The 12695-nt window shown below is 69.0% G+C and carries 12 protein-coding genes; 2 read left to right on the top strand and 10 right to left on the bottom strand.

Going from position 1 to position 12695, the window contains the following annotated elements; genetic code table 11:
• Positions 1–18: 18 nt before the first annotated feature.
• From G0Q01_RS08410 to G0Q01_RS08390, 5 genes are read right to left on the bottom strand one after another with little or no spacing between them, the layout of a single operon-like run.
• Positions 19–1464, bottom strand: coding sequence for an aldehyde dehydrogenase family protein (locus G0Q01_RS08410; RefSeq protein WP_164198669.1), 1446 nt, complete (start codon positions 1462–1464; stop codon positions 19–21).
• Positions 1442–3133, bottom strand: coding sequence for an ABC transporter ATP-binding protein (locus G0Q01_RS08405; protein WP_164198668.1), 1692 nt, complete (start codon positions 3131–3133; stop codon positions 1442–1444). Before G0Q01_RS08405 ends, G0Q01_RS08410 begins: the two co-directional genes overlap by 23 nt.
• The gene (locus tag G0Q01_RS08400; protein WP_164198667.1) at positions 3130–3945 is read right to left on the bottom strand and encodes an ABC transporter permease; all 816 of its coding nucleotides are present in this window, start codon (positions 3943–3945) and stop codon (positions 3130–3132) included. Before G0Q01_RS08400 ends, G0Q01_RS08405 begins: the two co-directional genes overlap by 4 nt.
• Positions 3942–4886, bottom strand: coding sequence for an ABC transporter permease (locus G0Q01_RS08395; protein ID WP_164198666.1), 945 nt, complete (start codon positions 4884–4886; stop codon positions 3942–3944). The genes G0Q01_RS08400 and G0Q01_RS08395 overlap by 4 nt, the downstream gene beginning before the upstream one ends.
• Before the next feature lie 40 nt (positions 4887–4926).
• Positions 4927–5370 carry an NUDIX hydrolase gene (locus G0Q01_RS08390; protein WP_164198665.1) on the bottom strand — a complete coding sequence of 148 codons (444 nt, stop codon included), beginning with the start codon at positions 5368–5370 and terminating at the stop codon, positions 4927–4929.
• A 111-nt stretch (positions 5371–5481) separates the two neighbouring features.
• On the opposite strand from G0Q01_RS08390, the gene G0Q01_RS08385 reads away from it, so the two are divergent.
• Positions 5482–6621 (top strand): alpha-D-ribose 1-methylphosphonate 5-triphosphate diphosphatase, encoded by a 1140-nt coding sequence (locus tag G0Q01_RS08385; RefSeq protein ID WP_164198664.1) that lies wholly within the window; start codon positions 5482–5484, stop codon positions 6619–6621.
• Between the two features lie 15 nt (positions 6622–6636).
• Here the strand turns inward: G0Q01_RS08385 and G0Q01_RS08380 are convergent, their stop codons facing one another.
• Positions 6637–7710: a 5-(carboxyamino)imidazole ribonucleotide synthase gene (locus tag G0Q01_RS08380; RefSeq protein WP_164198663.1), complete on the bottom strand. Its 1074-nt coding sequence runs from the start codon at positions 7708–7710 to the stop codon at positions 6637–6639.
• A gap of 144 nt (positions 7711–7854) precedes the next feature.
• Complete coding sequence (gene purE / locus G0Q01_RS08375; protein WP_108967245.1) at positions 7855–8346, bottom strand: 5-(carboxyamino)imidazole ribonucleotide mutase; 492 nt, start codon at positions 8344–8346, stop codon at positions 7855–7857.
• 219 nt (positions 8347–8565) lie between these two features.
• Between purE and G0Q01_RS08370 the strand changes: the two genes are divergently transcribed.
• On the top strand, positions 8566–9495 hold the full coding sequence (locus G0Q01_RS08370; protein WP_164198662.1) for an L-lactate dehydrogenase: 930 nt from the start codon (positions 8566–8568) through the stop codon (positions 9493–9495).
• Positions 9496–9544: 49 nt separating this feature from the next.
• On the opposite strand, the gene G0Q01_RS08365 is transcribed toward G0Q01_RS08370, so the two are convergent.
• The 3 genes from G0Q01_RS08365 to G0Q01_RS08355 all read right to left on the bottom strand — a co-directional run bounded on the left by G0Q01_RS08365 (position 9545) and on the right by G0Q01_RS08355 (position 12616).
• Entirely contained in the window at positions 9545–10045 is a 501-nt protein-coding gene (locus G0Q01_RS08365; RefSeq protein ID WP_108967248.1) for a YbjN domain-containing protein, read from the bottom strand.
• Positions 10046–10484: 439 nt separating this feature from the next.
• Complete coding sequence (locus G0Q01_RS08360) at positions 10485–11018, bottom strand: DUF3859 domain-containing protein (RefSeq protein ID WP_164198661.1); 534 nt, start codon at positions 11016–11018, stop codon at positions 10485–10487.
• A complete protein-coding gene (locus G0Q01_RS08355) occupies positions 11018–12616 on the bottom strand; it encodes a phosphoenolpyruvate carboxykinase (RefSeq protein ID WP_108967252.1) in 1599 nt (532 codons plus the stop codon). Before G0Q01_RS08355 ends, G0Q01_RS08360 begins: the two co-directional genes overlap by 1 nt.
• Between the last annotated feature and the right edge of the window lie 79 nt (positions 12617–12695).

Below are 12695 nucleotides of genomic sequence, written 5' to 3'. Positions count from 1 at the left end.
TCACTTCACGTGCCACGCTCAGCCGTGATGCGCCGCCACCGTCTTCAGAACCGAGAAGCCGTAGAGCGCCTCGAACCCCTTCTCCCGCCCGTGGCCGGATTTGCCGACCCCGCCGAAAGGCAGCTCGACCCCGCCCCCCGCGCCGTAATTGTTGAGAAACACCTGCCCGGCCTTCAGCTTCCTTGCGAGGCGCATCTGCCGCGCGCCGTCGCGGGTCCAGACGCTGGCGACCAGCCCGTAGGCGGTGCCATTGGCGATGCGCAGCGCTTCCTCTTCGTCCTCGAAGGGGATGACCACCTGAACCGGGCCAAAGATCTCGTCCTGCGCCAGCGCGTGCTCCGCCGGGACCGGGCCATAAAGACAGGGGGCGACGTAATGCCCGCCCTCGGGCAACCCCTCGGCCAACCGCGCCCGCGCCAGAACCGGCAGGTCTGCACCCTGCTCCAGGAACCCCTCGACGCGGCGCTTCTGGGCGGCATTGATCAGCGGGCCGATGTCGCGATCCTCCATGGCGGGGCCGACGAGTTTGGCCTCGTAGGCGGCCGCCATGCGGGCCATCACCTCATCGAGGATCTCCCGCTGCACGAGGATGCGCGAGGAGGCCGAGCAGGTCTGCCCGGCGTTTTGCAACCCGGCATTCACCAGGAAAGGCAGCGCCGCATCGAGATCGGCATCGGCAAACACCAGCTGCGGCGACTTGCCCCCCAGCTCCAGCGTCACCGGGATCACGTTGTCCGCGGCCGCGCGCTGCACCGCGGCGCCGGTGGCGACCGAGCCGGTGAAACTCATGTGCTGCACGCCCGGGTGGGATGACAGCGCCGCGCCCGCCTCGGACCCAAGCCCCGGCACCACGTTGAGCGCCCCCGCCGGCAGCCCCGCCTGCTGCGCCAGATCGGCGAAATGCAGGGCGGTCAGGCAGGCGTCCTCGGCCGGTTTCAGCACGCAGGCATTGCCCATGGCGAGCGCCGCACCGACCGAGCGGCCGATGATCTGCATCGGGTAGTTCCAAGGCACGATATGGCCGGTCACCCCATGCGGCTCGCGCAGGGTGTAGACGGTGTAGCCATCGAGGTAGGGAATGGTCTCGCCGTGGATCTTGTCCGCCGCGCCGCCATAGAACTCGCAGTAGCGCGCCAGCGCCACCGCGTCGGCGCGCGCCTGGCCCAGCGGCTTGCCCACGTCCTGAGCCTCGATACGGCCGAGCAGGTCGACATTCTCGAGCACGAGCACCCCGATGCGGGTGAGGATGCGCCCACGCTCCAGCGCGGTCATCGCCCCCCATTCACCGTCCAGCGCGGCCTGCGCCGCCGTCACGGCCGCGTCGATCTCGGCCTTGCCACCCCGGGCGATGCGCCCGATCTCCGCGCCCGTTGACGGATCGCTCAGCGGTAGCGTGTCCGCGGTTTCGCGCCATGTGCCGCCAATGAGCACGCGGGCGCTGTCAAAGGGGCTTCCCTCCGGCATCGTCCTCTCCTCCCTTCTCCGGCGCCGGAAGTCTCGGCGCCGCCTCCATGAGAGATTTGGTATACCAGTGCCGGGGATTGTCAAACACCTCGGCCGTCGCGCCGTGTTCGACGATCTCGCCCTCGCGCATGACCAAAACCCGGTCAGTGACCCCGCGCACCACCGAAAGATCGTGGCTGACAAAAAGATAGCCGAGGCCCCTTGTGCGCGACAGCTCGGCCACAAGGTCGAGGATCTGCGCGCGCACCCGCACATCGAGCGCCGAGACCGCCTCGTCGAAGATCACCAGCTCGGGCTCGATGATCAGCGCGCGGGCGATGGCGATGCGCTGGCGCTGGCCGCCCGAGAAGGCATGGATCGGGGCCTCGGCGTGCTCGGGCTTCAGCCCTACGGCAGTGAGCGCCCCGGCGATCGCGGCCTGCCGCGCCGCGCCCTTCGGCGGATCGGGCAGAAGATGGAAGGGTTCGGCGATGATCCGGCCGACGCTGTGGCGCGGGTTGAACGAGCCGTAGGGATCCTGAAAAACCACCTGCACCCGGCGCCGGATGTCTGGGTCCGGCTTGCCATGCGAAAGGATCGGTCTGCCACCCAAGGTGATCGTCCCCGCCTGCAGCGGCTCGAGCCCGAGGATCGCGCGGGCGAGCGTCGACTTGCCGCAGCCCGACTCGCCCACCAGCCCGACCCGCTCGCCCCGGCGGATGTCGAAGCTGACGCCCTTCACCGCGCGGAACTGGCCGCGCGGGGCAAGGAGGCTCTTGCGCGGCAGGGGATAGTCACGAACCGCCTCCTGCACGCTGAGCAGGGGCTCGCCGGAGGGGATCGGGGCCAGCGCCGCCTGGTGGCGCGAGGCCTCGAAGAGCTGGCGGGTGTAGGGGTGGCGCTGTTCCGAGAGGACCTGCGCCGTCGGCCCCTGCTCGACGATCCGGCCCGCGTTCATCACCGCGATGCGATCAGCCATGCCCGCCACCACGGCAAGGTCATGGGTGATCATCAGCATCCCCATCCCCTCTTCGCGCACCAGACCGGTGAGCAGCTCAAGGATCTGCGCCTGGGTGGTCACGTCGAGCGCGGTGGTCGGCTCGTCGGCGATCAGCAGCTTCGGCCGCAGCGCGATGGCCATGGCGATGCCGACCCGCTGGCGCTGCCCGCCCGAGAGCTCGTGCGGGTAGCGGCTGGGCGGAATGCGCGCGGGGTCGAGCCCGACGCGGGCCATGACCTCGGCGGCGCGGGCGCGGGCGGCGGCGCGGGGCATCGCCTTGTGGATCAGGATGGTTTCCATCACCTGGTCCCCGATCCGCTGGACCGGGTTGAGCGCGGTCATCGGCTCCTGGAAGACCATCCCCACCTCGCGGCCCCTCAGGGCGCAGAGGTCCCGCTCGGGCAAGGTCAGCAGGTCACGGCCCGCGAGAAGCAGCCTGCCGGAGGTCTCGGCCCGGTCCGGCAGCAATCCGATGGCAGCAAGCGCGGTCATCGACTTGCCCGAGCCCGACTCGCCGGTGAGCGCGAGGATCTCGCCCTGCGGAAGAGACAGGGACACATCCTGCAGGATCGCGGCGCCGCCGATGGAGAGGCTGAGCCCCTTGACCTGCAGCAGCGCCTCTGGCGCTTGCCGGACCGGGGGCTCTGCCCCCGGACCCCCGGGATAGGTTTGCCTAGAAGAAAGTCTCATGCGCGGGAGGGCCTCAGGCGGGGATCGAGGGCGTCGCGCAGCCCGTCGCCGAGCAGGTTGAGGCCGAGCACCGTCAGCAGGATCGCGAGGCCGGGCACGATGGCCACATGCGGCGCGAGCGCCACCATGGTCTGCGCGTCGGCCAGCATCCGGCCCCAGCTCGGCACCGGCGGCTGGGCGCCGAGGCCGACGTAGGAAAGACCCGCCTCGGCGAGGATGCCGAGCGAAAACTGGATGGTGCCCTGGACGATCAGGAGGTTGGCGAGGTTGGGCAGGATGTGCTCGACGCTGATCCGCGGCGCGCCCTTGCCCGCGACGCGGGCGGCAAGGATGAACTCGCGCCGCCAGAAGCTGAGCGCCGCGCCGCGAGTGAGCCGGGCGAAGACCGGGATGTTGAAGATACCGATGGCAAGGATGGCGTTGAGCGCTCCGGGGCCGAAGATGGCGGTGATCAGGATGGCGATGACCAAAGAGGGGAAGGCGAAGATGAGATCGTTGGTGCGCATCACCAGCTCGTCGAGCCAGCCTCCCTGCCTTGCGGCGGCGGAGAGCCCCAGCGGCACGCCGAGCCCCATGCCGAGCCCCACCGCCACCAGCGCCACCGCCAGCGAGGTGCGCGCGCCGGTCATCACCATGCTCAGCATGTCTCGGCCGAGGTGGTCGGTGCCCAGCAGATGCGCCGTCGAGGGCGGCTGCAGCCGCGCGGCGATGTTCACCGCCTCGACATCGCCCGGGGTCCAGGCAAAGGAGAGCAGCGCCGCGAGGGTGAAGACCAACGTCAGCAGCGCGCCGAGGATCAGGGTGGGTCTCATCTCGCGCGCCTCAATCTCGGATCGGCGATGGCATAGGCCATGTCCGTGAGGAAGTTCACCGCGATCACCGCGAAGACCAGCAGCATGACGACGCTCTCGACCACGATCAGGTCGCGCTGGGTGATCGACTGGAAGATCAGCCGGCCGAGGCCGGGCAGAAAGAACACCTGTTCGATGATGATCGCCCCCGCCAGCAGGAAGGAGAACTGCAGCCCGAGGATGGTCAGCACCGGGATGAGCGCGTTGCGCAAACCGTGCCGCCAGAGCGCCTGCCTGCGGGACAGGCCCTTGGCGCGCGCGGTGCGGATGAAATCCTCCGACAAGATATCGATCAGCGAGGAGCGCATGACCCGGGCCAGGATTGCCGCCTGCGGCAGCGCCAACGCCACCGCCGGCAAGGTCAACGATTTCAGTGCCAGAAGCGGGGACTCCCAGCCGGGAAAACCGCCGGCGCTGAACCAGCGCAGCTTCAGCGCGAAGAGCAGCACCAGCAGCATCGCGAACCAGAAGTTGGGGATGGCGATGCCGAGCTGCGTCGCCCCGATCACCGCCGCGTCTCCCGCCCTGCCCCGGCGGGCGGCGGCGAAGATGCCCGCAGGCAGCGCGATCAGCGTCGAGAGCCCCAGCGCGTAGAGCGCCAGCGGCAGCGAGACGGTGATGCGCTCGGCGACCATCTCGGCCACCGGCGTGCGGTAGGTGTAGGAGGTGCCGAAGTCACCGCTTAGCATGCCGCCGAGCCAGGCAAGGTAACGCTGCCATTTCGGCAGGTCGAGGCCAAGCTCGGCCCGCAGCGCCGCCACCGTGTCGGGCTGCGCGTTCATGCCAAGCATGTAGCTGGCCGGATCGCCGGGGGCGACCTCGACCACCAGGAAGATGACCAGCGACGCAACCAGCAAGGAAACCGCCAGCGAGGTCAGACGTTTGAGCGCGTAGCCTAGCATGGCGTCACGTTAGGCGCAGGCCGCGGCGCGGTCCAGACGCTCAATGCTGGATCAGCTCCAGCGGGTCGTAGCCGAAGCCCCTGCCCCAGGCCACATGCGCCAGGCTGCTCGGCTTGAAGCGCAGCCCCTCCATCTCGGCGCGGGTGACGAAGCGGCGCTCGGTCACCACGCCTTCGGGGTCCTGCCAGTCGGCGTCGAGTGTGCCGCTGGCGATCCGGCAACGAAAGAAGATCTCGACCTGGTGGAAGCCGCTTGCGGGGTCGTGGAACTCGTTCACCAGGCAGGGCGGGCCGACGGTGATCTCGAGCCCGGTCTCCTCGCGCAACTCGCGAGCGAGGTTCTCGGGCAGCGAGGACCCGGGCTCGATGCCGCCGCCCGGGGCGCACCAGAGGTCGCTCCTGCCGCCGGGCCAGGCGTTGACCAGCAGCAGCCGGTCCTCGTGCAGCAGCACGGCGCGGGCGGCGAGGCGGGGGGACTTCAGCATTGGCTTCCCTTCGGGCGTGTCCTTTTGCCCCTTTCATAGGGCTGGGTGGGCGCGTATCTCAAGCGCCGACCCAGCCCTGCCCCTTCAGGGCCCGACGAAAGGCCCCAACCCGTGCTCGACCTGACCCTTCAGAATGCCCCCGTCCTGCGCCCCGAGGGCTGGAGCGACGCGCCGCTGTCCCTCCACGATGGCCGCCTCGGCGGCGGCGGCGGCAGGGCCGTGGACCTCGCGGGCTTCGAGGTGCTGCCGGGCATTGTCGACGCCCATGGCGACGGCTTCGAGCGCCACATGGCCCCGCGCCGGGGCGCGCTGCGCGAGCGTGCGTCGGGGGTGCAGGCCTGCGCCGCCGAGCTGGCGGCCTGCGGCATCACCACCGCTGCGTTGGCGCAGTTCTGGTCCTGGGAAGGCGGGATGCGCGGACCGGAGTTCGCCGAAGAGGTCTTTGCCGCCGTCACCGAGGTCGCGCCCACAGTGCCCGTGGACCTCCGCCTGCAACTGCGGCTCGAGACGCATTTCCTCGATGGATTTGCCGGAGCCGAGGAGGCGATTGCGCGCTGGGGCATCTCCTACGTCGTGTTCAACGACCACCTGCCGCACCAGCGGCTGGCCGAGGGGCGCAAGCCGCCGCGGCTCACCGGGCAGGCGCTGAAAAGCGGCCGCAGCCCCGAGGCGCATCTGGCGCTGATGATGGGGCTGCACGACCGGGGGGCCGAAGTGCCGACGGCGCTGGACGGGCTCTGCGCGCGGCTGGCGGCGCGCGGCGTGACCATGGGCAGCCACGACGACCGCACCGCCGAGGGCCGTGCCGGCTGGCGGGCGCGCGGCGTGCGCGTCTCGGAGTTCCCCGAGACGGTCGAGGCGGCACAGGCGGCGCGCGCGGCCGGCGAATTCATCGTGCTGGGGGCGCCCAACGTGGTGCGCGGGGCGAGCCATGCGGGCAACGTCTCGGCGCTGGAGCTGGTGGGGCTGGGGCTTTGCGACGCGCTGGCCTCGGACTATCACTACCCCGCCCCGGCACGTGCCGCGTGGCGCTGTGTCGAGCTGGGGCTTCTGGACGAGGTCGCGGCGTGGAAACTGGTGTCGGAAGGGCCCGCGCGGCTCTTGGGGCTCACCGACCGGGGCCGGATCGAGGACGGGCTGCGCGCCGACCTGATCATCCGCGAGCAGGACACGCGCCGCATCGTGGCGACGATTGCCGGGGGCCGCGTGGCCTACATGAGCGGGGATGTGGCCGGGCGCTTCATAGGTTGAAGCGCCCGCGACAGATCAGCCGCCGCGCACGATGCGGTTGACGTGGCCCATCTTGCGGCCGGGCTTGGCCTCGGCCTTGCCGTAAAGGTGCAGCGCGGTGTCGGCCTCGCGCAGCAGCTCGGGCACCCGGTCCATATCGTCGCCGATCAGGTTTTCCATCTGAACGTCCGAATGGCGCCCGCCATCGCCCAGCGGCAGGCCGGCCACGGCGCGGATGTGCTGCTCGAACTGGTCCACGCTGCAGCCGTTCTGCGTCCAGTGGCCGGAGTTGTGCACCCTCGGCGCGATCTCGTTGACCACCAGCCCGTCGGCGCAGACGAAGAGCTCGACCCCCATCACGCCCACGTAGTCGAGCGCGTTGAGGATACGGCCCGCCAGCAGGATCGCGTCCTGCTGGTGCGCCGGGGTCAGCCGCGCAGGAACGGTTGTGGTGCGCAGGATGCCGTCGCGGTGGACATTCTCGCCGGGATCGAAACAGGCGACCTCGCCGCTCGTGCCACGCGCCGCGATCACCGAGACCTCGTGGCTGAACTCGACGAACCCCTCGAGGATCGCCGGGGCGCCGTTCATCGCGTCGAACGCATCGGCGGCGTCATCCTTCGACAGGATGCGGGCCTGCCCCTTGCCGTCGTAGCCGAAGCGGCGGGTCTTGAGGATGGCCGGCGCGCCGATCAGCTCGAGCGCGTTGTTCAGGTCGACCTCGGTGTCGACGGCGGCAAAGGGCGCGGTGCGCAGGCCGAGACCCGACAGGAACTCCTTTTCGGTCATCCGGTCCTGGCTCACCCGCAGCGCCTCGCGCCCCGGGCGGATCGGGCGCAGCGCCTGCAACGTGTCGAGCGCCTCGGTGGGGATGTTCTCGAACTCGTAGGTCACCACGTCCACCGCTTCGGCAAACCGGGTCAGCGCCGCCTTGTCCTCGTAGGAGGCGGTAGTCACCGCGTGGGCGACATGGCCGGCGGGCGGCTCGGCGCCCGGCTCGAAGACATGCGTGCGGTAGCCGAGGCGGCTGGCGGCCACCGAGAGCATCCGTCCCAGCTGTCCGCCGCCGAGAATGCCGATGGTTGCACCTTGGGGAAGAGCGTCAGACATGGGGGCCTCCGTTGCTGGGGTCGGGTTTCGCCGCTTTTCCTGCGGATTGGCGCGGCTTGCAACACCCCTTTGTGTGACGCGGGGACGGACTGCGCCACAGAGGGCGCACCCGGCCCATCTGCGCGGGCCGGGATCAGACCGGGGTCAGTCCCGCACCGGCTCGTCGGGGATCGAGTCCGACAGCGCCTGGCGCCAGGCGTCCAGCCGCTCGGCCAGCGCCGGATCCTGCAGCGCGAGGATGCCCGCCGCCATCAGACCCGCATTGGCCGCGCCCGCCGCGCCGATCGCCATGGTCGCCACCGGGAAACCGCGCGGCATCTGCAGGATGGAATAGAGGCTGTCGACGCCCGACAGCGCCCGCGTCTGCACCGGCACGCCGATCACTGGCACGCGCGTCTTGGAGGCCATCATGCCCGGCAGATGCGCCGCGCCCCCGGCCCCGGCGATGATCACCTGCAGCCCGCGCCCGGCGGCTTCCTTGCCATAGGTCCAGAGCCGGTCCGGCGTGCGGTGCGCCGAGACGATCTTGACCTCATGGGCCACGCCCAGCTCGTCGAGCATCTGCGCCGCTTCCTGCATCGTGGGCCAGTCCGACTGGCTGCCCATGATGATGCCGACCTTCACCTGTTCCGTCATGTCCGGGCCTCTTTCGCCTGCGGGATCCGCCTTTGGACCCGCCTTGTGGAGGCGGCACTATAGCCACGTCGCCCCGGGTGTCCATGGCGCAGCGGGCGTTTGCGCGCGGGCTGGGCGACGGGCGAATAGTCGCGCCTTCGCGGCCGCGTCCGGGCCCTGCGGGTTTGGCCCCTCGCCCCTCCCGTGCCATGGTAGCCCAACAGCGGAAGGGAGAATGCCATGAAGGTGGGAATCGTGGGCGCGGGCATGGTCGGCTCGGCGGCGGGCTACGCTCTGGCCCTGCGCGGCGGCGCGAGCGAGATCGTCCTGGTGGACAAGAGCGCGGCGCTGGCCCGGGCCCAGGCCGAGGACATCGCCCACGCGGTGCCCTTCGCCCATCCCTGCCAGGTGCGCTCCGGCGGCTACGAACGGCTCGAAGGTGCGGCGATCGTGATCCTCGCCGCAGGGGTGGCGCAGAAGCCCGGAGAAAGCCGCCTGAGCCTTTTGTCGCGCAACGCCGAGGTCTTTGCCCAGGTGATCGAAGGGGTGCAGAAAGCCGCCCCCGGGGCCATGCTGCTCGTCGCCTCCAACCCGGTCGACGTGATGACCGAGGTGGCCCTGCGCGCCTCGGGTCTGCCCGCCGGGCAGGTGATCGGCTCGGGCACCATCCTCGACACCGCGCGCTTTCGCTGGTTGCTGGCCGATCACCTCGGCATCGCGGCGCAATCGGTACATGCTTACGTGCTCGGCGAGCACGGCGATTCAGAGGTGCTGGGCTGGAGCTCGGCCCGGGCCGGGGCGCTCACCGTCAGCGAATTCGCCGAGCAGGTCGACGCGCCGATCACCCCCGAAATCCGCGCCGGCATCGATGAGGCGGTGCGCCGCGCCGCCTATCGCATCATCCAGGGCAAGGGCGCGACCTGGTACGGCATCGGCGCAGGGCTCGCCCGGATCGTGCAGGCGGTGCGCGACGACCAGCGGGCGGTGCTCTCGGTCTCGGTGGTCACGCCGCGGGTGCAGGGGGTCGAGGAAGTGGCGCTCAGCCTGCCCCGCGTGGTCGGCGCGGGCGGGGTGCTGACGACGCTGACCCCCGATCTCGATCCGTCCGAGGCGGCGGCGCTGCGCGCCTCGGCGGAGATGCTCAAGGAAACCGCGCTGGGTATCCACTAGGGGGCGCGAGGACCCCTCGGGGCGGTCTCGCGCTCCCGACAAGCCGCGCTCAGGCGCGGCCGTAGGCTTCCGCCATGGCGATTTGCAGGGCTTCCTTGGCGCTCTTGCCGGCCCAGTTGATCAGCTGGAAGCAGGGGTAGTAGCGCTCCGAGGTCATCACCGCCGCGCCGATCATCGTGTCGATCTGCTCGGCGCTGGCCACCTGACCCCCGGCGAGCACCAGCCCATAGCGGTAGACCATCAGCTTGGATTCCGCCCAGTAGCAGAAAGCCCCTGCCCAGCACTGGTCATTGACCGCGTTGAGACCGGCATAGAGTTCGGGCAGCGAGTCCTTTGGCGGCTCCATCTCGAAGCTGCAGATCATCCGCAACGTCTCGTCGTAGGGCGACCATGCGAGGGTGATCGAATAGGTGCGCCACTGCCCCTCGACCGCCATGGCGATTTGATCTTCGCCGACGCGGTCGAAATCCCAGTCGTTGGTCTCGGCAAGGGTCTCGACGATGTCGATGGGGTGCAGCTCTTCGCTCAGAAAGTCTTCGGACAGTGCCATGCGCCACCTCTTATGGTTGTAGCTTCGGGGCTTGGCAGAGCCCCGCGTGCTAGGTGCCTGCTCGTAGAGATGTTGGGGGTGAACCCTCGTCTCTTACCATATATCGTGCCTGTGGCCCGCACCTTCTGTAAAGCGAAATGTTCGTGACGCACTCAATAAGTTGTGGAACGATCTGTTATTTACTCAACATGCAGACTCACTGATTGTGGGCAACTCCGGGGAGTCCGCAGGGGGGCGGACTCAAGGTTCCGAGTCTTTTCAGCAGCCTGACTCGCGCTTCAGGCCTGTGGATGAAATCGGAGAAACGCGTGCGCAATTGAGGACAATTCTCGCAGGAAATCTGTCCCGGAATTCGACGCCTCAGCGGCACAATCCCGCAGAGCGTGATCCAGCGCAGCTCAGATACCGCATAAGGTGATTCCGGCGGGTGGCCGCAGCGTCAGGACATCGCCGCCGGGCCGTCGCAGGCGGCCAGGACCGGCCGCGCCGCATCGGCGGGAACCACGGTGAAATGCTGCTCCAGCAGCCGCTCGCCGCCCGCCTCGAGCGCCATGGTCCAGTCGCCTTCGACCATCTCGTAGGCGTATTCGAAGGTGAAGAGGCTCAGGCTGGGCGCGCCGGGCGCGGCGCCGGTGGTCCAGCTCTCGACCTCGACCCCGCGCGAGCCCATCGGGGGGTGGGTGACGATGACCCGCAGCGCGAGCGGCGCGGCGGTCTCGGCGAGCGTGAAGCGGATGCCGAAGCTGATCCCAAGCGCCGCCGGCACCACCTCGGTGGCGAAGTCGACGCGCCGTCCCGGCTCGATGAGGTTGATGATCCCCTGCTCGGTCTCCGGCGCCGCCCTGGCGCCCTCCGGGGTCACCTGGCAGATCACACCGCGTTCGATCAGCATCACCGGCGGCTCGGCAAAAGAAAGGCCGGACCCCGCCAAGGCGGGTCCGGCCAGCATCATGAGGATCGCGGCAAGACGCATCAGCCGATCGCGGCGGCTTTCACGTCGTCGTCAATGTAGGGCACGTATTGCGCGAAGTTCTCGGCGAACATGTTCACCAGCTTCTGCGCCTGCGCGTCAAAGGCCTCCTTGTCCGACCAGGTGCGGCGCGGGTCGAGCAGCAGCTCGGGCACGCCCTCCACCGAGACCGGCACCTCGAAGCCGAAGTTCGGGTCCTTGCGGAACTCGACCTTCGCCAGCGAGCCGTTCAGCGCCGAGTGCAGCAGCGCACGGGTGGCCTTGATCGGCATCCGGTGGCCGGTGCCATAGGCGCCGCCGGTCCAGCCGGTGTTGACCAGCCAGCAGGTCGCGCCGTGCTTGGCGATCTTGTCGCGCAGCAGGTTGCCGTAGACTTCCGGGCGCAGCGGCATGAAGGGCGCGCCGAAGCAGGTCGAGAAGGTCGGCTGCGGCTCGGTCACGCCGCGCTCGGTGCCCGCCACTTTCGAGGTGAAGCCCGACAGGAAGTGGTACATCGCCTGCGCCGGGGTCAGCCGCGCGATCGGCGGCAGCACGCCAAAGGCGTCGCAGGTCAGCATGATGATGTTCTTCGGGTGGCCGCCAAGCGCGGTGGACGACGCGTTCGAGATGTACTCGAGCGGGTAGGCGCAGCGCATGTTGGCGGTCAGGCTGTCGTCCTCGAAATCGAGCTCGAAGGTCTCCTCGTCGAAGACCATGTTCTCGATCACGGTGCCGAACTTCGAGGTGGTCGCGTAGATCTCGGGCTCGGCCTCGGCCGAGAGGTTGATCGTCTTGGCGTAGCAGCCGCCTTCAAAGTTGAAGGTGCCACGGTCGGACCAGCCGTGCTCGTCGTCCCCGATCAGCACGCGCTCGGGATCGGCCGAGAGGGTGGTCTTGCCGGTGCCAGACAGGCCGAAGAAGACGGCAGTGTCGACCGGGTTGTTCGGCGCGTGGTTGGCCGAGCAGTGCATCGCCATGATGCCCTTGAGCGGCAGCAGGTAGTTCAGCAGCGTGAAGACCGACTTCTTGTTCTCGCCGGCGTATTCGGTGCCGCCGATGAGGATGGTCTTCTTGTCGAAGTTCAGCGCGATGACGGTGTCGGTGCGGCAGTCGTGCTTGGCGGGGTCCGCCTTGAAGCTCGGGCAGTTGATGATGGTGAAATCAGCGAGGAACTCGTCAAGCTGCTCCCGCTCGGGGCGGCGCAGCATGTGGCGGATGAAGAGCCCATGCCAGGCCAGCTCGGTCACCATGCGCACCTTGATCGAATGCGCCGGGTCCGCGCCGCCGATGAGATCCTGAACGTAGTAGTCCTTGCCCTTCATGTGCTCGAGCATGTCGGCATGCAGCGCGTCGAAGCCCTCGGGCGACATGGCGCGGTTGTTTTCCCACCAGATCTTGTCTTCGACCGAGGCGGTCTTGACCACGTGCTTGTCCTGCGGCGAGCGGCCGGTGAACTTGCCCGTGGTCACGTAGAAGGCGCCGCCCTTGCCTAGCGTGCCCTCGCCGCGTTTTAGCGCGGACTCGATCAACGCGGGCTCCATAAGATTGTAATAGACATTGCCCAGCCCTTCGATCCCCTGATCTTCAAGCCGGAATTGCGGGTTCACCCGTCCAAATGTCATCTGCCAAGCTCCTGTAGCCGCTTGTCTGGGCGGCGGTAGTCATTGGGGCGGCACAGTGGCTGCCGTCCACCGGCAGCGC

The organism is Salipiger sp. PrR007 (genome assembly GCF_010499845.1).
In the GTDB taxonomy this organism is placed as follows: Bacteria; Pseudomonadota; Alphaproteobacteria; order Rhodobacterales; family Rhodobacteraceae; genus Salipiger; species Salipiger pacificus_A.
Note: the sequence above shows the minus strand (reverse complement) of the source record. Positions and strands in the feature narration are given on the sequence as shown.